The sequence below is a fragment of the Sorangium sp. So ce385 genome, assembly GCF_051474135.1.
GTDB lineage: Bacteria > Myxococcota_A > Polyangia > Polyangiales > Polyangiaceae > Sorangium > Sorangium cellulosum_D.
In genome coordinates this window covers 922,670-944,762 of sequence record NZ_CP150337.1, presented here as the reverse complement: position 1 = coordinate 944,762, position 22,093 = coordinate 922,670, and the positions used below count along the sequence as shown (strand labels likewise).

The window sequence follows — 22,093 nt, the reverse complement described above, 5'->3', positions numbered from 1 at the left end:
TGCCTCGCCTCACTCGCCTCAATCGCGGTACGGATGCCTCGGCGCTCGAACGTCGTCGCGGCTCCTGTGCCCGGCGATCTCCCGGAGGGCGCGCCGGACGGCCGCGGCCCCGAGCGCGATGCCTTCTTCGGCGGCGGTGGCCTCGATCGCCCGCGCCAGCGCGTCGCCGTCGGCGGGGCGCCCGGACGGGTCGCGCGCCATGCTGCGCTGGACGAGCCGCTCCACGCTCGCGGGGAGATCGGGCCGCAGGGCCCGGGGCGGAGCGAAGCGCCCCGCGGCGATTCGCTGGAGGCGCTCGATGGGAGAGCCGGCCTCGTAAGGGCTCGCCCCTGTCAGCAGGCGGTACAGCACCGCGCCCAGCGACGCCACGTCGGCGGCGGGGGTGCGCGGCAACCCCAGGACCGCCTCGGGCGACAGCGTGCCTGGGCCTGGCTCCGGCGCGTCGGGCGGGCGCCCGTACCCGATCTTGCCTGCCACCGGGACAGGGCGCAGCAGCACCCGCCCTCGGGCGGAGACGAGGATGCTCTCGGCGCTCAGCGCGCCATAGATGGCGTTCATGGACGCACCGTTCAGCGTCCAGCGGTGGAGCGCTCCCAGCCCGAGCGCAACGTCCCGGGCCATGGAGAGCGCCGCGCCGACCGGCCAGGGCAGGCCCGATCCCGCCTCGTGCCACGCGCGCAGCGAACGGGCCGACCGCCACGGAAGGACCATGTAATAGCGTCGCCCCTCGTTACCCAGGCCCTGCAAGCGCAGGAACGCAGCGTGGTGAAAGAGGGTGAAGAGCGCCGCCTCGTCCCAGTAGAGCTGCATGAACTCGTCGTGCGGCTGCTCCACCCAGACCTCCAGCCGGACGAGAGGGGCGGCCGGATCGGCTCGGTCCAGCGCCTGATAGAGCTCGGTTCCCTGAGGGCTGCTCAGCCGGCGATAGATGCGATAGGGCCCGAGGTCGTCGCCCATCCTGAGGGGCACGAGAGGCGGGTCGTCGAACGGCTTCATGACACGCCGGGCGACCGGCGCGGAGCCCCGTGTTGCGATATGGCGATGGGCCGCTCACCGCGTCGCGTGGAACCTCCGGATTCGCCGGCGCGCGTAGCCCGCTCCGGGCGGGCTGGCGCGGGCATTACGCGAATGCTCCCCCGGCGTGCGCCGGCGCCCTCGGGTGCCCGGGCGGCAGCCCGAGGCGCTGCCGCACCTGCGCGATGCCGACGCCCACGCCCCCGGCCGCGAGCGCGACCGGCCACGGCTTCCCGGTCGTCTGCCCGATGAACGCGCGCACCCGCCCCACGTCCTCGAGGACCGGCGTGAGCTGCGCCGGATCGTTGAAGTTGTTCACGAAGGCGTTCGCGAGCGCCTGCGGTCGGCTCGCGTTGTCCGCCCGCCCGTCGCTGCCGTACTGGGCGAAGAGGAGGTGGAATATCCCCGCCGACGCTCCGGAGAGGAGGAGGTTGTTGAACCGGTCGGTGGGCCCGCCGTGCCGCGCGTAGAAGCGATCGAAGGTGCGCGTCATCCATTCGGCGTCGAAGGGGCGATCGCCGTGCTGCACGACGCACTCGATCAGGTTGCGCGCCATCTTGTTACCGCTGTTGGCGCCCTGGCCGCCGATCGGGTCGAGCGACATCGCCGTGTCGCCCAGCGGCGTCACGATGCGGCCGGAGGGCAGCCGCCCGACGGGCTTGCGCACCGCCGGGACGACTCGACCTTTCTGCCATCCATGCTTGTCCGACAGCTCGGCTGTCCTGAACCATTCGTAGTCCCAGGGGATGAGCTCCTTCACCAGCTCCTTCGTGATCGCGACGATCTCCTCGCCCGTCGTCGCGCCCTGGAACCGGTCGAACGCCCCTCCGGGCACCGCCTCGACGATGCAGTTCCAGCTCGGTCCCACGTCCTTGTGGTAGTAGGGCACCCAGAACGCCTCCCCGAGGCCCGCGAACAGGTTGAACTTGACGGGAATCAGCGGGACGCCGTCGAACCCGAGCTTCGGGCCCGTCACGCAGATCATGACGAGGTTGCGCTGCGCTTCCGTGTGGACGCTGCGCGCCGGGTCGCGCTCGAACAGGTTGCACAGGTCGCCTCGTCCCGCGGCGACGATGGTGAGATCGTTCTCCGCCGCAATGGCGTCGAGCCGCGGGATGGTGACCGGCTCGATCGCGATCTTGCCCCCGCGCCGCTCGAGCTCGAGCATCCACCGGTGGCTCTGGAGCCGGAGATCGATCGCCCGGAAGGGCCGCTCCAGGCGCCCTGCCAGCGTCAGGAGGCGGTTGCCCGGCGCGGGGCACGCGGTCAGCTGGACGCCCTCGCCCGGGGGCGCGGCGTCCTCCCAGAAGGCGAGGCCGAGCTCGCGCTCGAGCTGGAGCGCCCTGTCGAACCGGGCGGCGCTGCCGGTCGGCTTCGATTCGTGGAGCCACTGCTCGGGTGTCCGATCCGAGTAGAGCGTCACGCCGTAGCCGGCCTTCACCAGGCCGTGCGCCGCGAGCAAGCCAGCCTGTCCAGACCCCACGATAGCAATCTTGCGCATGAGGAAACCCCCGGGTTGGGTTGGTCTGCGCTCGTCTCACGACGACGCGCGCCGAGCCGTCCGAGTCGGTTCGCCGTCAGGGGCACCGGAGGCGTCGCGAGCAAGGGAAGCCCAGTCAAAGGAGACCGTATCACCTCGGCCAGGAGCGCCGGAAGCCTCCTACGAGGTGCTGGACGACCGACAACCGCACAGGCGTCCCCTCCCTCCCGACAACCGCACAGGCGTCCCCTCCCTCGGAGAGAGCCCTCGGGGGGAGGGGGTGTCGCGCGGGGGGCCGAGGGGGAGGGCCCCACGAACCCGAGCGCCGGCCCGCGTCGCAGCGGGTCGCCCATGGACTCGGCACCTCCGCACAGGAGGCCATCGCCACCACGAGGCGCGAGTTCGTGGGAGGGCCCCCCTCGGCCCCCCGCGCGACACCCCCTCCCCCCGAGGTCTCCGTTGCAGCCCGAGGGCTCCGTTGCAGCCCGAGGGCTCCGTTGCAGCGCGCGGAGGCCGCCCCGGACCGAGCCCGCCCTGCACCGAGCCCGCCCGCCGGTTGCGAGGCGCAGCGCCTTGGAGTAGCGTCCGCGCCGCCGCAGGGCCGGGCGACGCCGATCGCCCCGCCCGAGCGGACGAGCCGGGCCTCTGCTGCGCGCCCCGGCTCGCGCGGCCCCCATCGCGCACTGGAGACGAGAATGGCCCGAGGCTCGACAACCACGCACCGCGAATCGGACGCCGCCGAATCGCTCATCGGGAGGGGCTCCCGCATCCGCGGGCGCGTCCACGGCGACGGCTCGCTCCGGGTCGAGGGGAGCGTCGAGGGGAACATCCAGCTGACCGGCGATCTCGAGATCGAGGACGGAGCGTCGGTCACCGGGGACGTCGAGGCGAGCTCGCTCGTCGTCGCCGGACAGCTCACGGGAGACGTGACGTCGCGCGGCCCCGTCACCATCCGGGCGACCGCGCAGTACGCCGGGAACGTGGGCGGCAGCGAGGTGATCCTCGAGGAAGGCGCGGCGTTCGCCGGCCGCATCGAGGCGGAGTTCGACCTGCCGGCCGAGCTCTCGGAGCGGACCGGCGGGCGCGCGCAGAGCCCCCGGCGCGAACCGGCGGGGCGGTAGCGCGCGTTGACGGACGGAGAAGCGCGCCGCGACGGCGCGACGAGGAGCACGAACGTGGCGGGTACGATCATCGGAAACGGGCTCACGATCGAGGGCGAGATCACCTCCGACGACGAGGTGATCGTCGCCGGGACGGTGCGCGGCAAGCTCACCGTCGAGGGGCCTCTGACCATCGACGCAGGGGCGCTGGTCGAAGCGGACATCGGGGCGGCGTCGCTCCAGGTGGGCGGCAACGTGACCGGCAACGTCACGGCGGCCGACCGCGTGGACCTCCTCGCGGGCGGTCGCCTCGTCGGCGACGTGAAGGCGTCGCGGCTGACCATCGCGGACGGAGCCTCGTTCAAGGGCAACGTCGACATGGACGTGTAGCCGATGGCCGCCCAGTCCTCGATCGGGCCGACGACGGCCATCCGCGGGAACGTGCAGGGCGACGGGGATCTCGAGATCCTCGGCCGCGTCGAGGGGAGCGTCGTCATGACCGGCGACGTGACCATCGGCGAGGGCGCGCTCATCCAGAGCGACGTGCGGGGGCGGCGCGTGGTCGTCCGCGGCGCGGTCGCCGGGAACATCTCCGGCGAGGAGGCCGTGATCCTCGAGCCCGGCGCGCGCGTCGTCGGCGACCTCGGCGCGCCGCAGATCGGCATCCACGCCGGCGCGCTGGTGCGCGGCAACGTCACCACCGGCGCGCCGCTCGCCGCCGCGGCGCCCGCCCCGGCCCGGGCCGCCGCCCCGGCAGCTGCGCCGCGCGCCGCGGCCGCGCCCGCGGCGGCGCGGCCGGCGCGAGCGCCGGCGGAGCGCGCGCCCGCGCCTGCCGCGCGGCCCGCGGCTCGCCCCGCGCCGGCGCCCGCGCGCCCCGCGCCGGCGGCCCGCCCGGCCCCGATCGAGGCGAGGCCTGCGCCCGCGCCCGAGCCGCGCCTCGCGGCGGCGCAGGACGAGGAGGAGGCCGATCTGTCGGCCGCTGCCGCGGGCGGCGAGGGCGATGAGGCCGACGCGGCCGAGGGCGCCGGCGGGCCGCCGCCGCCCGTCGTCCCCGCGCTCCGGAAGGGGGCGGCGAAGGCGTCGCTCCGCAAGCGGGGCGGGCGGTGAGCGCCGCCGGCACGTCCGAGCGGGAGCGGCTCGTCGCGCTGCTGCGCGAGCGATCGTTCGAGCAGAAGCGCGTCGTCCTCGCATCCGGCCGCGAGAGCGACTTCTTCATCGACTGCAAGCAGTCGGTGCTGACGGCCGAGGGCCACGCCCTCGTCGGCGCGCTGATGTTCGAGGCGCTCGACGCGCTCCCCCGGTGCGAGGCCGTCGCCGGCGTCGAGCTCGGCGGCTGCCCCCTCGCGAGCGCGGTGTCGCTCACGAGCTTCCTGCGCGGCCGCCCCCTCCCCGCGCTGTACGTGCGCAAGGAGGTCAAGGACCACGGCTCGCGCCGCCTGGTCGAGGGCGATCGCGGGCTCGCGCCCGGGATGCCCGTCGCGATCCTCGAGGACGTGATCACGACGGGCGGCTCGACGCTGAAGGCGGTCGAGAAGCTGCGCACCGCGGGCGCCTCGGTGGTCGGTGTGATCGCCCTGGTCGACCGCCTCGAGGGCGGCGCCGAGGCGATCCGCGCGGCGGGGCTGCCGGTCGTGTCGATCTGCACGCGCCGCGATTTCATCCCCGACAGCCCGCTCGGCTGAAGCGGGCGGCCCTCCCGGCGAGGCGGCGCGCAGCGGCGCCGCCTCGGCCCGCGGCGCGACTCCGCCGCCTCGGCCCGCGGCTTTACTCCGCCGCCTTCGCCTGCGGCTCGCCGAGGAGCGGGTAGCCGAGCGCCTCGCGCTGCGCGAGGTACGTCTCGGCGACCGCCCGCGCCAGCGCGCGGACCCGGCCGATGTAGCGCTGCCGCTCGGTCACGCTGATCGCGCCCCGCGCGTCGAGCACGTTGAAGCGGTGCGCCGCCTTCACCACGAAATCGTACGCCGGCAGCACGAGCGCCTTCTTCGGATCGATCACCGCCCCCTTCGCCGCCGGATCCGCGCCGCGGTAGAGCAGCCGCTTCACCTCGGCCTCGCACACGTCGAACGCCGCGAAGTGCTCGGGGATGTCGGCCTCCTCGAAGTTGTAGGTCGACCACTCCCACTCGGCGCGCTGGTAGAGGTCGCCGTAGCGCACGATCTTCCCGCCGCTGTCCGAGTAGACAACGTCGTAGATGCTGTCCTTGTCCTGCAGGTACATCGCGATCCGCTCGAGGCCGTACGTGAGCTCGCCGGACACCGGGCGGCAGTCGATCCCGCCGATCTGCTGGAAGTAGGTGAACTGCGAGATCTCGAGCCCGTCGATCCACACCTGCCAGCCGAGCCCCCACGCCCCCAGGGTCGGCGACTCCCAGTCGTCCTCGAGGAACCGGACGTCGTGCTCGAGCGGGTTCGTGCCGATCGCCCGCAGCGACTCCAGGTAGAGGTCCTGGATGTCGATCGGGCTCGGCTTGAGGATCACCTGGAACTGGTGAAACTGCTGCATCCGGTTCGGGTTCTCGCCGTAACGACCGTCCGCGGGCCGCCGGGAAGGCTCGACGAAGGCCACATTCCAGGGCTCGGGGCCGAGCGCGCGCAGGAACGTCGCCGGGTTGAAGGTGCCAGCGCCGACCTCCGAGTTGTACGGCTGCACGATGAGACAGCCGCGATCGGCCCAGAACTTCTGCAGGGTGAGAATGAGGTCTTGGAAGGTCATGGTGGGAGGGCCGGTTCTTAGCCTGAATCGCCCGCGCAGGCGACGCCCCGCGAAGGATCGCCCGCACGGTCCGCCCGAGGGGCGGCGCGCGGTCCGCCAGCGCGGCGCGCCGAGCGCCGCGCTGGCGGACCACCGCCGCCCGTCGCCCCGCCGGGCGTAGCCCCGTCGAGGACGGCCCTGCCTCAAACCACGCCGGCCCGCCTCGGACCACGCCGGCCCGCCTCGGACCACGCCGGCCCGCCTCGACCCGCGCCGATCCGCGAGGCGCCGCCCGCGCGGCGCCGCCGGCCGCTTGCGCTTGCCCGGCGCGTGGCGTAGCTTCCGGCGCGTTGTATGGGCTCCCATGCATCTCCAGCGGCGCGGCGGAAGACCGCCGCGCGGCAGGCCCAGGGCGGGCCGGACGCGCAGCGGGTCATGGACGCGATCCGCGCCATCGTGCAGCGCCTGCGCGTCTCCTCGCGCGCATGCGAGCGGCAGCTCGGCCTGAGCAGCGCGCAGCTGTTCGTGCTGCAGCAGCTCGACCAGGCGGCCGCCGCGTCGGTCGCCGAGCTCGCGCAGCGCACGCTCACCCACCAGAGCTCGGTCTCGGTCGTGGTGACGCGCCTCGCCGAGCGCGGGCTGGTCGCCCGGCGCGCCTCGCCGGAGGACGCGCGCCGGACCGAGATCTCGCTCACCCCCGCCGGCCGCGCGCTGCTCCGCCGCGCGCCCCGCACCGTGCAGGCCGAGCTCGTCGCCGCCGTGGACCGCCTGCCGGAGGACGAGCGCCGCGGGCTCGCGCAGAGCCTCACCACCCTCGCCCGCGCGCTCGGCGCCGGCGACGAGGCCCCACCCCTGTTCTTCGAGGGCGAAGACGCCCTCGCCGGCGCCGCGGCGGCAGACCGCGAGGAGAGCTGACATGTCCAGCGTGCACGCCCCAAATACCGCGGCCGGCGAGAGCATCCCGGTCGCCCCCTCCATGAGCCCGACCCTCGAGGACCTCCGCGTCCCCGCCCCGGGCGCCGCCGTCGACCGGCGGATCGTCCTCGTGAGCGGCCTCGCGATCGCGATCGCCGGCGCCGCGTTCCTCGCGGCGGAGCTGCTCACCGCGCTCATCGCCGTCATCACGAACCTCGCGTTCTTCGGCCGGCTCTCCGCGGCGCCCGCCTCCCCCGCCGAGCACCACGCGGGCGCGCTCGTGCTCGTCATCCCGATCGCCGGCGCGCTCGTCGTCGGCCTCATGGCGCGCTACGGCTCCCAGGCGATCCGCGGCCACGGGATCCCGGAGGCGATGGAGCAGGTGCTCTTCAACCAGAGCCGCATCCCGCCGCGGATGACGCTGCTCAAGCCGCTCTCCGCGGCGATCGCGATCGGCACCGGCGGGCCGTTCGGCGCGGAGGGGCCGATCATCGCGACCGGCGGGGCGCTCGGCTCGCTGGTCGGGCAGCTGCTCCGGATCACCGCGGACGAGCGCAAGACGCTGCTCGCCGCGGGCGCGGCGGCGGGCATGTCGGCGACGTTCGGCAGCCCGGTGGCGGCGGTGCTGCTCGCGATCGAGCTCCTGCTCTTCGAGTACCGCCCGCGCTCGGTGATCCCCGTCGCCCTCGCCGCCGCCACGGCGGCCGCCGCGCGCCTCGCCGCCGGCGAGACCGCGCCGGCGTTCGAGATGCCGGCCGTGGCGCCCTCGACCGGCCCCGCGCTCGCCTTCTACATCGCGCTCGGCGCGGCGCTCGGCGTCGCGGCCATGGGGGCGACCCGCGCCATCTACGCGATCGAGGAGGCGTTCGAGCGCCTGCCGCTCCACTGGATGTGGTGGCCGGCGATAGGCGCCGTCGCGATCGGCGCCGTGGGCTACGTCGCGCCGCGGACGCTCGGCGTGGGCTACGACAACATCGGCGACATCCTGAGCGGCCGCCTGGCGCTCGCCGCGCTCGTGTCGCTCTCGGTGCTGAAGTTCGTCTCCTGGTCGATCGCGCTCGGCAGCGGCACCTCGGGCGGGACGCTCGCGCCGCTCTTCACCATCGGCGGCGGGCTCGGCGCGATCCTCGGCCTCTCCGCGGCCGCGCTCTTTCCCTGGCTGGGCGTGGACGCGCGCGTCGCCGCGCTCGTCGGGATGGCGGCGATCTTCGCGGGCGCCTCCCGGGCGCTCCTCGCCTCGGTCGTCTTCGCCTTCGAGACGACCCGGCAGCCGATGGGGCTCCTCCCGCTGCTCGGCGGCTGCAGCGCGGCGTTCCTCGTCTCGAGCCTGCTGATGCGGCACTCCATCATGACCGAGAAGCTCGCCCGCCGCGGCGCGCGCGTGATGGTCGAGTACGCGGCCGACCACCTGGCGCAGATCCTCGTGCGCGACGTCGCCTCCCGCCCGGCCGTGACGCTCGCCGCCGACGACACGGTCGAGGCCGCCCGCGCCTTCCTGCTGTCGCGGGCGGAGGGCTCGCGCCACCAGGGCTTCCCCGTCGTGGACCGCGGAGGCGAGCTCCTCGGCGTGGTCACCCAGCGCGACCTGCTCACCGAGCAGCCCGGCGCGCTCTCGGTCCGCGACCTCATCCGTCGCCCGCTCGCGGTGGTGTTCGAGGACAGCTCCCTTCGCGAGGCCGCCGATCACATGGTCACCGAAAGGGTGGGCAGGCTCCCGGTCGTGTCCAGGGAGGCGCCGCGCAAGGTGATCGGCATGCTGACGCGCAGCGATCTGCTCGACGCGCACCGGAGCCGCATCGAGGCCGGGCAGCGCCGCGAGCAGGCGCTCGCCGCCGCGAGGCGCTTCGGCGACCGCGCCGCCGTCGCTGGTCTGACGGCCGATGGTTCCGCTGGGCGCAGCTAGCGGCGAGGGCGAGGGCCGCGCTAGTCGACGAAGTACTCGCGGTCGCCCGCGAGGCCCTGCTCGAGCGCGGCCATGCCCTTGGAGACGTCGAGCTTCACGCCCTCGCGCTGGAAGCTCATGCCCATCGCGTAGAGCGTCTTGAACAGGTTGTGCGAGCGGCACTGCTCGCCCATCTGCCCGACGCGCACGATGTTGAGGCCGAAGGCGCCGGAGATCTCGACGCGGAAGGCCTTGGTCATGTACTCGCGGATCCGGGCGCTGTCGACGCCGCTCGGCAGCTTGATGGCGAGCACGCTGTTGAGGCGCACGTCCTTCGACGCGAACAGCTCGAGCCCCATCGCCTCGAGGCCCGCCTGCATCGCCAGCGAGCTCATCTCATGGCGGCGGAACCGCCGCTCGAGCGTCTCCTCGCAGACGAGGCGCAGCGCCTCGTGCAGCGCGAGCACGCCGGGAACCGGCGCGGTGTAGTGGTATTGCTGATACCCCCAGAACCGCTGCGCGCGCGTGGCGTCGTAGCACCAGTGCGGGCGCGGCGAGGGGCGCTCCTCGACCGCCTTCCACGCGTCCTGCGAGAACGCGCAGGCCGACACGCCCGGGATCGACGACAGCGCCTTCTGCCCGCCGACGATGCCGACGTCGATGCCCCACTCGTCCATGTGCACCGGCATGGCCGTGAGCGTGACCACCGCGTCGACGATCGTGAGCGCGCCCTGCGACTTCGCGAGCTTGCAGATCTCCGGCATCTCCACCATGCGGACGCCGCAGGACGTCTCGCCGTGCGCCATCGTGACCACGTCGTAGCGCTGCTTCTTCATCGCCTCGCGCACGTCGGCGAGCGTCACGGGCCGGCCGGGCGGCCCCTCGAGGAAGGTCACGTCGGCGCCCACGCCGAGCGCCATCTCGCCGAGGCGCCCGCTGAACGTCCCCACCTTGAGGCAGAGGACCTTGCGCCCGGGCCAGCACAGGTTCGAGACGGCCATCTCCATCGCCGCGGACGCGGGCCCGGCGATGCCGATGATCTTGTCGCTGCGCGTCTGGAACGCGTAGGCCGCCATGTACTTCACGTTCTGGATGACGCGGTCCATGGTCGGGCCGAGGTGGTTGATGATGACCCCGTTCGCCTGCGCCACCGCCTGCGGGATCGGCACCGGACCGGCGCCCATGAGGAGCAGCGGCTCGGACGGCAGGATCGCGGCGAGGGGCGTGATTGGCGGGGGCAGGATGGAGAACGACATGGCCAGGACCTTGGGCGAGAGCGCGGAGCGCGCTAGCAAGCCCAATGCATCCTGCGGCGTCAAGCGCTACCGGGCAAGCCGGCGGGGCCCGCGGCGGACCCGGGCAGACGCGGGATGGCCGGAGGGCGCGCCGGACGCTGGGCCGACGCGCCATCTATCGTATTCCGTTCCGTCCCGGGTCTGCCCGGGGTGCCGGTTCGCGGGCTGCCGGCTCGAAGGGACCCGGCTCGTCGCACGGCCCTGGGGGGGCGAGCCATGCGACGAGCCAGGCCCCCTCCGGCCTGCCGAGGAGGCCCTGCTCGTCGCACGGCCCTGGGGGGGCGAGCCATGCGACGAACAGGGCCCCCTCTGGCCTGCCGCGAGGAGCGAGGAGAGCGCTGCGGCGCTCGAGCCCGAGTCGAGCTCATGCACAGCGACGCCTCATCCCCCGTTCCTCGTGCGGTCGGCCCGAGGTGATCCCGGACGTCACGGGGCGCGGCAGCGGAGCGAGAGCTCCTCCTCGTCGCGCCCTGAGACGGTATCGGGCGTAGCGCCTCACGATAGGGTCAATCGACCCTTTCATACCACCGAGCGGCGGCGCGAGATCGCCTGATAGGCGGCCGTGAGCAGGATGGCGCCGATCAGGGACATGAAGAACCCGGCCGGCTCCCCCTCGCGATACATGAAGAGCATGCGGCCGAGCAGCCCGCCGACGAAGGAGCCGACGACGCCGATGATCATCGAGACGACCCACCCGCCAGGCTCACGCCCCGGGACAATAAGGCGCGCCAGAGCACCGACGACGAGGCCAAACAGGAGAAAGAGAATGAACGACATGATGAACCTCCCAGAGTAGAGCGAAGCGCTCCTGGTTGCTATGCAGTCTGTTCAGCAAGCGCCGCGCCATGCCGTGGAGTCCGGCCTCTCCACAGGCCCTCAGGCGAGCTGAACGGCCCGGACAGCGCGCCGGGTCACCCTTTCCATCGCGAAATCCGACCGCGGCGGGGAATGCGCCCAGGAGAGCCGGGACGGTCGGATCGGACGGTGGGACCGCTCGCGTCGCGACCCCGTGGCGGATTGCCTCAGACGGGCTGAAAAGCAGAGCGCGGGCGAGGTAGCCTGCCTCATTCGCCGCCGCGACCTCGACAACGCGCCGCGCGCGGCGGTGGCGCAGCGGTTGCTACCTCCAGAGGGCAGTAGCGCACCGCAGAGATGCTCTGCGGGCGTTCACCATGAGGAGGGTACGATGAGCAACGAGAGCGATCGCAACGAAGGGGCTGCCGAGGAGATGGGCGGCAAGCTCAAGAAGGGCCTCGGCAAGCTGCTCGGCGACGAGCAGATGGAAGCGGAGGGCCGCGCCAAGGAGCTCAAAGGAAGGGTCCAGCAAGAGGACGCGAAGGCGGATGAGCGCGCGCGGGGCGCGCTCGAGGAGGCCGCCGGCGCCATCAAGAACCGGATCGGGAAGCTCGTCGACAACGAGCAGATGGCGGCCGAGGGAAAGGCCAAGGAGCTCCGGGGAGAGAACCGGCAGAAGGCCAATCAGTAGGGTGCGCGCCCTGCCCGCCCGCACGAGCGGGCGCGCCGGCGCCCGCTCGGCAGGAGCCCGGCCCACCGCGGCCGGGCTCCCGCGCGGCCTCGCGCCGTCACACCTCGGTCGCCGAGACGCCGTGCCGCTGGAGGAGCTCGCGCAGGTGGCTCCGGTCCATGCGCGCCGCGCGCGCGGCGCGCGAGAGGTTGCCGCCGTTCGCGCGCACCAGGGCCGTGAGGTACGTCCGCTCCCAGCGCGCCACGGCGCGCTCCTTCGCCTCGCGGAACGACAGGCTGAGATCGTCGTCCCGGAGCGCCTCCACCGCCGGGGCGCCGCCTTCCTTCTCCCCCGCCATCACCGCCTCGCGGAACAGCGCCGGATCGATCATCAGCACCGCGCGCTCCACCGCGCCGCGCAGCTCGCGGACGTTGCCGGGCCAGTCCTGGCGCATGAACGCCTCCAGCAGCTCGCCCGGCGGGCTCTGGTCCGGCCCCTGCGCGAGCTGCCGGTAGAAGTGCGCCGTGAGCAGCGCGATGTCGTCGGGGCGCTCGCGCAGCGCCGGGACGCGCAGGCGGACGATGTTCAGCCGGTAATAGAGATCCGACCGGAAATTCCCGCGGTTCACCTCCTGGCGGAGATCGCGGTTCGTCGTCGCGATGACCCGGATGTCGAGCTTGGTCGGCTCGATCGTGCCGATGCGCCGGATCTGCCGCTCCTCGAGCACGCGCAGGAGCTTCGGCTGCATGTCGAGCGGGAGCTCGCCCATCTCGTCGAGCAGCACGGTGCCGCCCCGCGCCGCCTCGAAGGCGCCGGCGCGCGCCGCCTGCGCGCCCGTGAACGCGCCCTTCGCGTGGCCGAAGAGCTCCGCCTCGATCAGGGTCGGCGGGATGGAGCCGCAGTCGATCACGACGAACGGCCCGCCCGCGCGCGGGCTGTTCTCGTGGATCGCCTCGGCGAGCAGGCCCTTGCCCGTGCCCGTCTCGCCCTCGATGAGCACCGTCGAGTCCGACGCGGCGATCCGCGGCAGCGCCGCGAAGATGCGGCGCATCGCGGTGCTCTGCCCGAGCACCCGGCCGTACCGGTCCTCGTCGCCGAGCGGCTCGCGGATCTCCTCAGCGAGCGGCTCGAAGCGGAGCGTCGACTGCCCGAGGCCGAGCGTGGCGCCCGGCTGGAGGTAGGCCGCCTCGACGCGGAAGCCGGAGAGGGTCGTGCCGTTCTTGCTGCCGAGATCGCGGAGCAAGAAGCCCCGCGGGGTGACGGTGATCACGCAATGGTGCCGCGATACCGCCCGGTCGCTCAGGATGAGCTGATTGCCGGGCGCCGTGCCGATCACGAACTCCGTGGCGTCCGACACCTGGGACGACCCGGCGTCGGGGCCGTTCGTCACCTGCACGCGGAAGCGGCTGAACGCGATCTCTTTGGAGCGGACCTTGAGGAGCGCCGTCTCGGCGCTCGGTTGAACCTTCGGCTCGGAGCCCATCGCGCCAGCCTACCACGACGGTGCCGCGCATGGCCGGGGCTGGCCGGCTCTCTCGCCTATCTCCCCTATCGCCCCTCCAATCGCCCCTCCATGTTCCCTCCGCCTCGCCCCCGTTGCGCGGCGCCCCACACAGGTGCGGCGTGAGCCCGGCCAGCCCAGGCGCGCCGGGCGGCGCGAGCGCGGACGTCCTCGTCGTCGGCGCCGGCTTCGGCGGCCTCGGGGCGGCGCTCTCGCTCGCCGAGCGGGGGGTGAAGGTGGTCCTGTGCGAGGCGCTCCGGTACCCCGGCGGCTGCGCCAGCACCTTCGAGCGCGGCGGCTACCGCTTCGAGGCGGGGGCGACGCTGTTCTCCGGGCTCGCCCCGGAGCAGCTCTTCGGCCGGTGGATCGCGCGCCACGGCCTCGACGTCGCGGTCGACTGGATCGACCCGCTCGTCGAGCTGCGGACGCCCTCGCTCCGCCTCCCGATCGGCCGCGACCGCGAGGCGCTCGTCTCCGCGCTCGCGGGCCTGCCGGGCGCCCCGGCGGCCGGCGTCCGCGCCTTCTTCGCCTACCAGGCGCGCATCGCCGACACGCTCTGGGCGCTCTTCGACGACCCCGCCCTGCTGCCGCCGCTCGGCGCGGGCGCGCTCGTGCGCCACGCGGCCAGCGCCCCGCGCTACGCCGCGCTGCTGCCGGTGCTCGGCCGGCCGCTCGAGGGCGTGCTCGCGCGGTTCGGCGTGGCGGGCTTCGCCCCGCTCCGGCACTACCTCGACGGGCTCTGCCAGATCACGGTGCAGTGCGGGGTCGCCGAGGCCGAGGCGCCGTTCGCGATGGCGACGATGGACTACTACTTTCGCGGCACGGGCCATGTCCGCGGCGGCATCGGCGCGCTCGCGTGGGCGCTCGTCCGGGCGGTCGAGCGGCTCGGCGGCGAGGTGCGCATGGCGACCCGGGTGCGCTCGCTCGAGCCGGGCCCCGAGGGGTTCCGCGCCGGGACGCGCTCGGGCGAGATCCGCGCGCGCCACGTCATCGCGAACCTGCTCCCGCAGGACGTCCGCGCGCTGCTCGGCGCCGCCCCGGGCGCGCTGCCGCGGCTCGATCGGCTCGCGCGCGGCGTCGAAGAGGGCGGCTGGGGCGCGGCGATGCTCTACCTCGTGGCGCGCGCGCCCGAGGGCGCCTCGCCCGCGGCGCACCACCTGGAGCTGGTGCAGGACCCGGGCGCGCCGTTCGTCGAGGGCAACCACCTGTTCGTGTCCGTGAGCGGCGCCGCCGACGAGGGCCGCGCGCCGCCGGGGCACCGCACGATCACGGCGTCGACGCACGTCCCGCTCGCGAAGCTCCGCGCGCTCCCGCCCGGGCAGCAGGGCGAGTACATCGGCGCGATCCAGGCGCGGATGCGCGAGGGGCTCGCGGCGCTCGCGCCCGAGTGGAGCGCGAACGTCGTGCACGCGCTGACGGCGTCGCCGCGGACGTTCGCGCGCTTCACCGGGCGCGCGGGCGGCGCCGTCGGCGGCGTGCCGCGGCGCGCGGGGCTCGGGCATTACCTGTCGGTGTGGCCGCGCCCGGTGCAGGACGGGCTCTGGATGGTGGGCGACTCGGTCTTTCCCGGGCAGAGCACCCTGGCGGCGGCGATCGGCGGCGCGCGCACCGCGGAGAGCGTCGCGCGCCGCCTCGGGCGCGCGGGCGGGGGCTGAGCGGCGCCGGGCGCACGAGGGCCCCGGTGCGCGCGGGATCGAGCCCTGGCTCGCTCAGCCCGAGGCCGCCAAGAGCTCCGCGTCGCGCGCCTCGGCGCCGGGCCCGAGCGGCTGGCCGTACGAGAACTCGATGTAATTGCCGTCCGGGTCCTTGAGCGCGCAGAAATACGCCACCGGATAGGGCAGCTCCTTGGGCGGCCAGACGAGGTGCTCCCGGCCGCGGCGCGCGATCTCGTCCACGGCCTCGCGGCTCTCGAGCGCGAACCCGAAATGGCTCATGTCCTCCGGCGCCTGCGGCGCGCGACGGCCGCCCTCGATCATCACCAGGACGAACGCCCGCTCCTTCCCCTCCTCGGCGAGCCAGGCGACGCGCGTGCCGGCGTCGTTGCGCTCGTGAACCACCCTGAGCCCGCAGAAATCGCGATAAAAGGCGATCGTCGCGTCGAGATCGCTCACGTGGAGCGCAACGTGGGTCATCAGCGGCTTCATTGTAAACTCTCCTGCTTTTCTCTCCAGATAGACTATACAGACGAACGGGCACGGCAGCAGCAGACACCGCTCCTCGATCGCTCGAGGAGGGGCTCTCGCCCTAGGCGGGCTCGAACGCCTTGCTCGCCGCGTACCCGCGCGCGGCGGACCGGATCTTCTCGATCTGCGCTGGGTCGAAGGAGACGGGCGCCCCGGTGCGCGTGTAGCTCATCACGTTGTCGTCGACGCCGCTGTGCCCGAGCCCGAAGAAGTGCCCGAGCTCGTGGGCGAGCACGGTGGGCCGCGCGTTCGCCGCGACGATGACGCAGCGGCGCTCCGGCGTCGCCCGGTTCCGCCAGTGCACGCCCATCCGGAAGCGCCGGGGATCGTCGACGTCGCGCAGCGACGCGACCACCATCACGTTGATCCGGCGCGGCTCGATGGCCGCGGCGAGCGCGTCCCGGTCGGCGCGCGTCTCGAGCCGCGAAAAGCGCGGGGCGAGCGCGCGCGAGCCGACCTTGCGCAGCGCCACGCCGGCGGGCTCGAACAACCGGACCGCCTCGGCGATCTGCGCGTCGATCCACGCGTCGTCGCGCACCGGCGTCCCCGCCGCCTCCTCCGCCACGGCGATCGACAGGGGGAACGCCGGGAGGGGCGCGGGCGCGCGGCCCGCGGCGCGGGCCAGGCCCGGGGCGAGCGCGCCCGCGAAGGATAGACCGGCTGCGGCGAGCACGACGCGGCGGGAGATCATGGATAAGACCCTATCTCATCGACCGCCCGACGACCGCGAAAACGCTTGTGCGCCGCCGCCCTGCGCCGGCGCGCGAGGCGATGGTGCGCGGCCCGCCGCGGCCGCTTGCTCCCCTTGTCGCTGCGGCGCGCGGCGGGTAAGAGGTCTCCCCATGATGCGAGGCGCGCTCAGCGATATCACGAGGGCCGTCGGCCACACGCCGATCGTCAAGCTGAACCGGGTCACCGAGGGGCTAGAGAGCGACATCTACGTCAAGTGCGAGTACCTGAACCCGGGCGGCAGCCACAAGGATCGGGTCGCGCTGAACATGATCCGCGACGCCGAGGCGAGCGGGCTCAAGCCGGGCGGGACGATCGTCGAGGCGACCAGCGGCAACACGGGCGCCGCCCTCGCCATGGTCGCCGCCATCCGCGGATACAAGTGCGTCTTCGTCATGCCCGACAAGATGTCGCAGGAGAAGATCGCGACCCTGCGCGCCTACGGCGCCCGCGTCGTGGTCTGTCCCACCGCCGTCGAGCCCGACGACCCGCGCAGCTATTACCAGGTCGCGAAGCGCATCGCCGACGAGACGCCGAACTGCTTTTACGCGAACCAGTACCACAACCCGTCGAACCCCGACGCCCACGTCGGCTCCACCGGCCCAGAGATCTGGGAGCAGTGCGGGGACGAGCTCGACGTCTTCGTCGCCGGCATGGGGACGGGCGGCACCATCAGCGGCGTCGGCAAGTTCCTCAAGCAGCGGAGACCGGACATCAAGATGGTCGGCGTCGATCCGGTCGGCTCGCTCTATTACGATTACGTGAAGACCCAGCGGATCACGAAGCCTTTCGCCTACAAGGTCGAGGGGATCGGCGAGGATTTCTTCCCGAGCACGATGAACCTCAAGATCATCGACGAGATCATCCGGGTCGACGACAAGGAATGCTTCCTCATGACCCGGGATCTCGTGCGGCTCGAGGGCCTCTTCGTGGGCGGCTCCGCGGGCGCGGCGGTCGCCGGCGCGATCAAGTATGCGCGGCAGAGCGGCAAGAAGGAGAACATCCTCGTCCTCTTGCCCGACGGCGCGTCCAAGTACATCTCGAAGATCTTCAACGACGACTGGATGCGCGAGAACGGCTTCCTCGAGGAGGACAAGGGCCTCGGGACGGTGCGCGATCTGCTCGCCGTCAAGCCGAGCGGCGCGGTGGTCACCGCCGACGCGAACGCGCGGGTCCGCGAGGTCATCGACATGATGAAGTCGCACGGGATAAGCCAGCTCCCGGTCACCGAGGGCGGCAAGCTGCGCGGGATGGTCCACGAGATCGACCTCTTGCGGCACCTCGTGGAGGGGAGCGGCACGCTCGACTCGAGCATCGGCGGGCTCGTCGAGAGCGACTATGCGACCGTGACGCCGGCGACGAAGGTCGAGCTCCTGAAGGGCGTCCTGAGCGACGCGAAGATCGCGCTCGTCGTCGACGAGGAGACGGTGCTCGGCGTCGTGTCCAAGATCGACCTCATCGATTATCTTGCCCGCAAGGCGACGCCGGCGCTCGGCTGAGCGGCTTTACAGGACAGGAAAGGGACACCGCGGTGACACACGACCTCGAGACGGTGCGGCGCGCGCTGCACGACCATATCGTGAACGAGATCCTGCTGCGCAAGGCGCCGCTCGCCCTGGACGAGGATCTCTTCGAGGGCGGGTCCGGGTTCGACTCCATGTCGCTGACGCGGGTGCTCGTGTTCATCGAGCAGCGCTTCGGCGTGAAGATCCCGGACGAGGAGGTGGACCTCGACGCGGTGTCGACCGTGGACCGCATGGCGCGCTTCGTCGCCGGCCGCATCGCGGCCGCGCGGGGCTAGCGGGGCCGCGGTGGCCGTCCCCTACCGGCTGCGCGCCGAGGACCTCTCGGCGCGCGGCGGCGCCGTGGCGCTCGCGTCGCGCGCCGCCGCGGTGACCTACGCCGAGCTCGCGGCGCGCGCGGCGGCCGTCGGCGCGGCGCTCGCCGGGGCGGGCGTGCGCCCGGGCGACCGGGTGGCGCTGCTCTCCTCGGGCCGCGCGCACGACGAGCCGGTGGCGCTCGTCGGGGTGCTCACGGCCGGCGCGGTGGCGGTCCCGCTCGACGCGACCGCGCCGCCCGCGCGGCTCGGGCGGATCGCGCGGGCCCGGGGGTGCCGGGCGCTCGTGCTCGACGCCGCGGCCGGGGGCCTCGCGGACGGGATCGACGCCGCGCTCGGCGGCGGCCTCGCGCGCGTGGAGCTCGACGCCGAGGGCCGGGTGCTGCGCGGGGCGGCGCCCACCCGTGCGGGTGGCGACGATGGCGCGGGCGGCGAGGACGGCGCCCGAGGCGCGGGCGAAGGCGGCGCCGGAGGCGCGGGCGGCGAAGGCGGCGCCGAGGCGCAGGAGCTCGCGTGCATCCTGCACACCTCCGGCAGCACGGGCGAGCCGAAGCCGGTGCCCATCACGTGGGCCGGGCTCGACGCGTTCACCGCCTTCTGCATCGATCTCGTCGGCCTCGCGCCGGCGGATCGGGTGCTCCGGGTGGCCGAGCTGGTCTTCGATCTCGCGTGGTTCGACCACCTCGCGACGCTCCGCGCCGGCGCGACGCTCGCGACCATGGCGCGGCGCGATCTCGCCTCGGGCCGCGCGCTGCGCGACGCGGTCGCCGCGCTCGCGCCGACGGTCATCTACGGCGTGCCGTCGATGTTCATGAAGCTCGTCGCGGCGCTCCCCGCGGCGGGCCCGGGCGCGCCGGCCGGTGCGCTCTCGCCGCCGGTGCGCGCCATCCTCTTCGCCGGCGAGGTGTTCCCGCCGCGCGAGCTCGCGGCGCTCGCGGCGCGCGCCCCCGGCGCGGCGCTCTACAACCTGTACGGCCCGACCGAGACGAACGTCTGCACGTTCCACCGCGTCGACCGCGCGGCGCTGGACGGGGTGAGCGAGGTCCCGATCGGCGTCGCGTGCCCCTACGCGGCTTGCGCCTTGCTGGCGCTGGACGCCGACGATGAGGGCGGCCGCGCCATCGAGGGCCCAGGCACGGGCGAGCTCGTGGTCTCGGGGCCGACGACCGTGGGCGGCGGCCCGTACCGGACGCGCGACCGGGTGGAGCGCAAGGCCGACGGGCTCTTCTACTTCCGCGGCCGCATCGACCGGATGGTGAAGATCCGGGGCTACCGGGTCGAGCCGGGCGAGGTCGAGGCCGCGCTCGCGGCGCACCCCGCCGTGCGGCAGGCCGCCGTGATCGCCGTCGAGGACGCGCGGTTCGGCAAGACGCTCCGCGGCTTCGTCGCCCTCGCGGGCGACGCGGACGACCGCGCGCTCCGGATGCACCTCGCGGAGCGGCTGCCTCCGTACATGGTCCCGGAGACGATCGTGACGCTGGACGAGCTGCCGAGGACACCGACGGGGAAGATCGACTATCGCGCGCTGCCCGGTTGAGCGCGCGCGGCGCTCCGGGGACTGGCATGCTCGCGCAGGCCTCGTGGCGCGCCGCGCTCGCGGCCCTGAGCGTCGCGAGCCGCCCGGCCTCGCGCCGCTTCAGGTGTTCGACCGCGCCGGGCGCTCGTACGAGCCCGGCTCTTTCCGGAACGCGATCGCCATCCGGTTCCAGGCGTTGATCGTCGCCACGAGCCAGGTCAGATCCGTGAGCTCCCGCTCCGAGAAGCGCTGACGCACCTCGTTGTACACGTGATCGGGCACGTGGTCCTGGGCCACGAGGGTCACCGCCTCCGTCCAGGCCAGCGCCGCCCGCTCGCGCTCGGTGTAGTAGGGGGCCTCATGCCACGCGCTGAGCCCGTAGAGCCGCTGCTCGCCCTCCCCGGCCGCCCGCGCGTCCTTCCAGTGCATGTCGATGCAGAACGCGCAGCCGTTGATCTGCGAGGCGCGGAGGAGCACGAGGTGCTTGAGCGGCTCCTCCAGCGCGCTGCGCTTCACACAGGCGCTCAGCGCCAGCATCGCCCTGTAGGCCTCGGGGTTGACGCTCGCGTAATCGATGCGTGATTGCATGCTCATCCTCCGTGGGCATCCCTTCTGCGCCGGCCACGCCGCGCGCGACAGCCCACCTGTAAGGGGCGCGCGGCGCCGCGACGAGGGCCACTTCGCCACGATCGACGGGATCCACCGTGCGCGAAGCGCTCGGGCGAGCGCCGGGGCTCGCGCAAAGACGCCAATGCATCATATTTGGTGCCTTTACGCCTTTGCGCCTTTGCGCCTTCGCGTTGAGCTCTCCCTCCGGCTCCCTGGCCGGACTCCTGGCGCGTGGAGCTAGCGCAAAGCCGCCCTGAGCCGGCGCGCGCCCTCATCGATCTCGTCCTCCCCCACCGCCGCATAGCCGAGCACCAGCGCCCCCCGCCCGGCCGAGCGCACGCGGAGCTCGGACAGCGCGACGCACCGCACGCCGTTCGCGGCCGCCCGCTCGGCCGCCGCGCCATCGTCGCGCCCTGCCGGCAGCCAGCCGAGCAGGTGCATGCCGGCGGGCGCCGCGCGCACCTCGAGCAGCCCCCGGAGCTCCCGCTCCGCCGCCGCCACCAGCGCGGCCTGGCGCCGCTCGTACAGCACGCGCATGCGGCGCACGTGGCGCGCGAAATGGCCCTCGGCCATGAAGTCCGCCAGGACCGCCTGCTCCAGCGGGGGCGACGACACGTCGGCCAGCGCCTTGGCCGCGACGAACGCGTCGACAAGCCCCTCCGGCACCACCAGGTATCCGAGCCGCAGCGACGGCGACAGCACCTTGCTGAACGTGCCCGCGTAGATCACCCGCGCGCCCGGCGACTGGCCCTGAAGGGCGGCGAGCGGCCGGCCCGCGTAGCGGAACTCGCTGTCGTAGTCGTCCTCGAAGACCCAGCCGCCCGACGACCTCGCCCAGTCGAGCAGCGCGAGCCGGCGCCCGAGGCTCATCGTCACGCCCAGCGGGAACTGGTGCGACGGCGTCACCACGGCGAGCCGCGCCGGCAGCCCCCGCAGGGCGGCCGCCACGTCGAGCCCCTCGTCGTCCACCGGCACCGGGACCGGCGTCGCCCCGGCCGCCACGAGGGCGCTCCGCGCCGCGGTGTAGCCCGGATCCTCGACCCAGACCGGATCGCCCGGATCGAGCAGCACCTCGGCCGCGAGCGAGATCGCCTGCTGGGCGCCGCCGACCACGATGACCTGCTCCGGCGTGCACCGCACGCCCCGCGCGGTGACGAGGTAGTCGGCGATCGCCCGGCGCAGCGGCGCGTACCCCTGCGGCTCGCAGCGCGGCACGAGCGCGCGCCACGAGCGATCCCAGCGCCGGCTCATCAGCCGGCCCCAGACGGCGGCGGGGAAGGCGTCGAACGCGGGCACGCCCACCTGGAACGCCCAGCCGGCAGGCCCGAGCGGCGCGGCCGCGCGCCGGAACGGCGACGCGGCGCCCGCCACGAGGGCGCCGCGCCTCGACAGGGCCCCGGCGCCCGGCGAGGGCGCCGGCTGCGGCTCGGGCCTCGGCCTGGCGAGCAGCAGGCGCTCCGGCAAGGCGTCGGCGACGTACGTCCCGGAGCCGATCCGGCCGCGCAGGTACCCCTCCGAGAGGAGCTGCGCGTACGCGCCGAGCACCGTGTTGCGCGACAGGCCGAGGTGGGCCGCGAGCGCCCGCGTCGACGGCAGCTTGCTCCCGGATCGCAGCCGCCCGGCGAGGATCGCGCCGCGCACCGCTTCGTAGACCTGCCGGTGGAGCGGCGCGCTCGACGCCGGGTCGAGCACCACGGCCGTCACGGCGCCGGCGGGCGGCGAGGCCCGCCGCGGCCGCTTCGTCGCGGTCGTCTTCGCCGTCGTCGCGGTCGTCTTGGCCTTCGTCGCGGTCGTCTTCGCCGTCGTCGCGGTCGTCTTCGCCGTCGTCGCGGTCGTCTTCGCCTTCGTCGGGGTCGTCTTCGCCGTCGTCGGGGTC

General features: G+C 73.8%; 21 protein-coding genes. 11 read left to right on the top strand and 10 right to left on the bottom strand.

Annotation, left to right across the window (positions count from 1 at the left end; translation table 11 throughout):
* Nucleotides 1–18 precede the first annotated feature (18 nt).
* On the bottom strand, nucleotides 19–996 hold the full coding sequence (locus tag WME83_RS03605) for a serine/threonine protein kinase (RefSeq protein WP_437317848.1): 978 nt from the start codon (nucleotides 994–996) through the stop codon (nucleotides 19–21).
* Nucleotides 997–1,120: 124 nt separating this feature from the next.
* On the bottom strand, nucleotides 1,121–2,515 hold the full coding sequence (locus WME83_RS03600; RefSeq protein ID WP_437317847.1) for a styrene monooxygenase/indole monooxygenase family protein: 1,395 nt from the start codon (nucleotides 2,513–2,515) through the stop codon (nucleotides 1,121–1,123).
* Between the two features lie 674 nt (nucleotides 2,516–3,189).
* On the opposite strand from WME83_RS03600, the gene WME83_RS03595 reads away from it, so the two are divergent.
* From WME83_RS03595 to pyrE, 4 genes are read left to right on the top strand one after another with little or no spacing between them, the layout of a single operon-like run.
* Nucleotides 3,190–3,615 carry a bactofilin family protein gene (locus tag WME83_RS03595; RefSeq protein WP_061623199.1) on the top strand — a complete coding sequence of 142 codons (426 nt, stop codon included), beginning with the start codon at nucleotides 3,190–3,192 and terminating at the stop codon, nucleotides 3,613–3,615.
* A 54-nt stretch (nucleotides 3,616–3,669) separates the two neighbouring features.
* Complete coding sequence (locus WME83_RS03590) at nucleotides 3,670–3,984, top strand: bactofilin family protein (RefSeq protein WP_020732660.1); 315 nt, start codon at nucleotides 3,670–3,672, stop codon at nucleotides 3,982–3,984.
* Between the two features lie 3 nt (nucleotides 3,985–3,987).
* Nucleotides 3,988–4,701, top strand: a complete 714-nt coding sequence (locus WME83_RS03585; protein ID WP_437317846.1) for a bactofilin family protein — start codon at nucleotides 3,988–3,990, stop codon at nucleotides 4,699–4,701.
* A complete protein-coding gene (pyrE, locus tag WME83_RS03580) occupies nucleotides 4,698–5,276 on the top strand; it encodes an orotate phosphoribosyltransferase (protein WP_437317845.1) in 579 nt (192 codons plus the stop codon). Before WME83_RS03585 ends, pyrE begins: the two co-directional genes overlap by 4 nt.
* A gap of 82 nt (nucleotides 5,277–5,358) precedes the next feature.
* Here the strand turns inward: pyrE and glyQ are convergent, their stop codons facing one another.
* On the bottom strand, nucleotides 5,359–6,306 hold the full coding sequence (gene glyQ, locus WME83_RS03575; protein ID WP_437317844.1) for a glycine--tRNA ligase subunit alpha: 948 nt from the start codon (nucleotides 6,304–6,306) through the stop codon (nucleotides 5,359–5,361).
* Between the two features lie 333 nt (nucleotides 6,307–6,639).
* Between glyQ and WME83_RS03570 the strand changes: the two genes are divergently transcribed.
* Nucleotides 6,640–7,200, top strand: a complete 561-nt coding sequence (locus tag WME83_RS03570; protein WP_437317843.1) for a MarR family winged helix-turn-helix transcriptional regulator — start codon at nucleotides 6,640–6,642, stop codon at nucleotides 7,198–7,200.
* A 1-nt stretch (nucleotide 7,201) separates the two neighbouring features.
* Nucleotides 7,202–9,103, top strand: a complete 1,902-nt coding sequence (locus tag WME83_RS03565) for a chloride channel protein (RefSeq protein WP_437317842.1) — start codon at nucleotides 7,202–7,204, stop codon at nucleotides 9,101–9,103.
* Nucleotides 9,104–9,123: 20 nt separating this feature from the next.
* Here WME83_RS03565 and WME83_RS03560 read toward each other — a convergent pair whose 3' ends face one another.
* Together WME83_RS03560 and WME83_RS03555 are read right to left on the bottom strand one after the other, a co-directional pair.
* Nucleotides 9,124–10,338 carry a pyridoxal-phosphate-dependent aminotransferase family protein gene (locus WME83_RS03560; protein ID WP_437321959.1) on the bottom strand — a complete coding sequence of 405 codons (1,215 nt, stop codon included), beginning with the start codon at nucleotides 10,336–10,338 and terminating at the stop codon, nucleotides 9,124–9,126.
* A 558-nt stretch (nucleotides 10,339–10,896) separates the two neighbouring features.
* Nucleotides 10,897–11,154: a GlsB/YeaQ/YmgE family stress response membrane protein gene (locus WME83_RS03555; protein WP_020732654.1), complete on the bottom strand. Its 258-nt coding sequence runs from the start codon at nucleotides 11,152–11,154 to the stop codon at nucleotides 10,897–10,899.
* A gap of 409 nt (nucleotides 11,155–11,563) precedes the next feature.
* Between WME83_RS03555 and WME83_RS03550 the strand changes: the two genes are divergently transcribed.
* Nucleotides 11,564–11,863 carry a CsbD family protein gene (locus WME83_RS03550; protein WP_437317841.1) on the top strand — a complete coding sequence of 100 codons (300 nt, stop codon included), beginning with the start codon at nucleotides 11,564–11,566 and terminating at the stop codon, nucleotides 11,861–11,863.
* 97 nt (nucleotides 11,864–11,960) lie between these two features.
* Here WME83_RS03550 and WME83_RS03545 read toward each other — a convergent pair whose 3' ends face one another.
* The gene (locus tag WME83_RS03545; RefSeq protein ID WP_437317840.1) at nucleotides 11,961–13,325 is read right to left on the bottom strand and encodes a sigma 54-interacting transcriptional regulator; all 1,365 of its coding nucleotides are present in this window, start codon (nucleotides 13,323–13,325) and stop codon (nucleotides 11,961–11,963) included.
* 140 nt (nucleotides 13,326–13,465) lie between these two features.
* On the opposite strand from WME83_RS03545, the gene WME83_RS03540 reads away from it, so the two are divergent.
* Nucleotides 13,466–14,998: a phytoene desaturase family protein gene (locus tag WME83_RS03540; RefSeq protein ID WP_437317839.1), complete on the top strand. Its 1,533-nt coding sequence runs from the start codon at nucleotides 13,466–13,468 to the stop codon at nucleotides 14,996–14,998.
* Nucleotides 14,999–15,052: 54 nt separating this feature from the next.
* On the opposite strand, the gene WME83_RS03535 is transcribed toward WME83_RS03540, so the two are convergent.
* Together WME83_RS03535 and WME83_RS03530 are read right to left on the bottom strand one after the other, a co-directional pair.
* A complete protein-coding gene (locus WME83_RS03535; protein ID WP_437317838.1) occupies nucleotides 15,053–15,487 on the bottom strand; it encodes a VOC family protein in 435 nt (144 codons plus the stop codon).
* A gap of 100 nt (nucleotides 15,488–15,587) precedes the next feature.
* Nucleotides 15,588–16,217 carry a hypothetical protein gene (locus tag WME83_RS03530; protein ID WP_437317837.1) on the bottom strand — a complete coding sequence of 210 codons (630 nt, stop codon included), beginning with the start codon at nucleotides 16,215–16,217 and terminating at the stop codon, nucleotides 15,588–15,590.
* A 151-nt stretch (nucleotides 16,218–16,368) separates the two neighbouring features.
* On the opposite strand from WME83_RS03530, the gene WME83_RS03525 reads away from it, so the two are divergent.
* The 3 genes from WME83_RS03525 to WME83_RS03515 are packed head-to-tail and all read left to right on the top strand — an operon-like array spanning nucleotide 16,369 to nucleotide 19,629.
* Nucleotides 16,369–17,754 (top strand): cystathionine beta-synthase, encoded by a 1,386-nt coding sequence (locus WME83_RS03525; protein ID WP_437317836.1) that lies wholly within the window; start codon nucleotides 16,369–16,371, stop codon nucleotides 17,752–17,754.
* Between the two features lie 32 nt (nucleotides 17,755–17,786).
* Nucleotides 17,787–18,056 (top strand): acyl carrier protein, encoded by a 270-nt coding sequence (locus WME83_RS03520; RefSeq protein ID WP_020732644.1) that lies wholly within the window; start codon nucleotides 17,787–17,789, stop codon nucleotides 18,054–18,056.
* Between the two features lie 10 nt (nucleotides 18,057–18,066).
* Nucleotides 18,067–19,629: an AMP-binding protein gene (locus WME83_RS03515; RefSeq protein WP_437317835.1), complete on the top strand. Its 1,563-nt coding sequence runs from the start codon at nucleotides 18,067–18,069 to the stop codon at nucleotides 19,627–19,629.
* Nucleotides 19,630–19,728: 99 nt separating this feature from the next.
* Here WME83_RS03515 and WME83_RS03510 read toward each other — a convergent pair whose 3' ends face one another.
* Both WME83_RS03510 and WME83_RS03505 read right to left on the bottom strand, forming a co-directional pair.
* Nucleotides 19,729–20,196, bottom strand: a complete 468-nt coding sequence (locus WME83_RS03510; protein WP_437317834.1) for a carboxymuconolactone decarboxylase family protein — start codon at nucleotides 20,194–20,196, stop codon at nucleotides 19,729–19,731.
* Nucleotides 20,197–20,454: 258 nt separating this feature from the next.
* Complete coding sequence (locus WME83_RS03505; RefSeq protein ID WP_437321958.1) at nucleotides 20,455–21,921, bottom strand: PLP-dependent aminotransferase family protein; 1,467 nt, start codon at nucleotides 21,919–21,921, stop codon at nucleotides 20,455–20,457.
* Nucleotides 21,922–22,093: the final 172 nt, after the last annotated feature.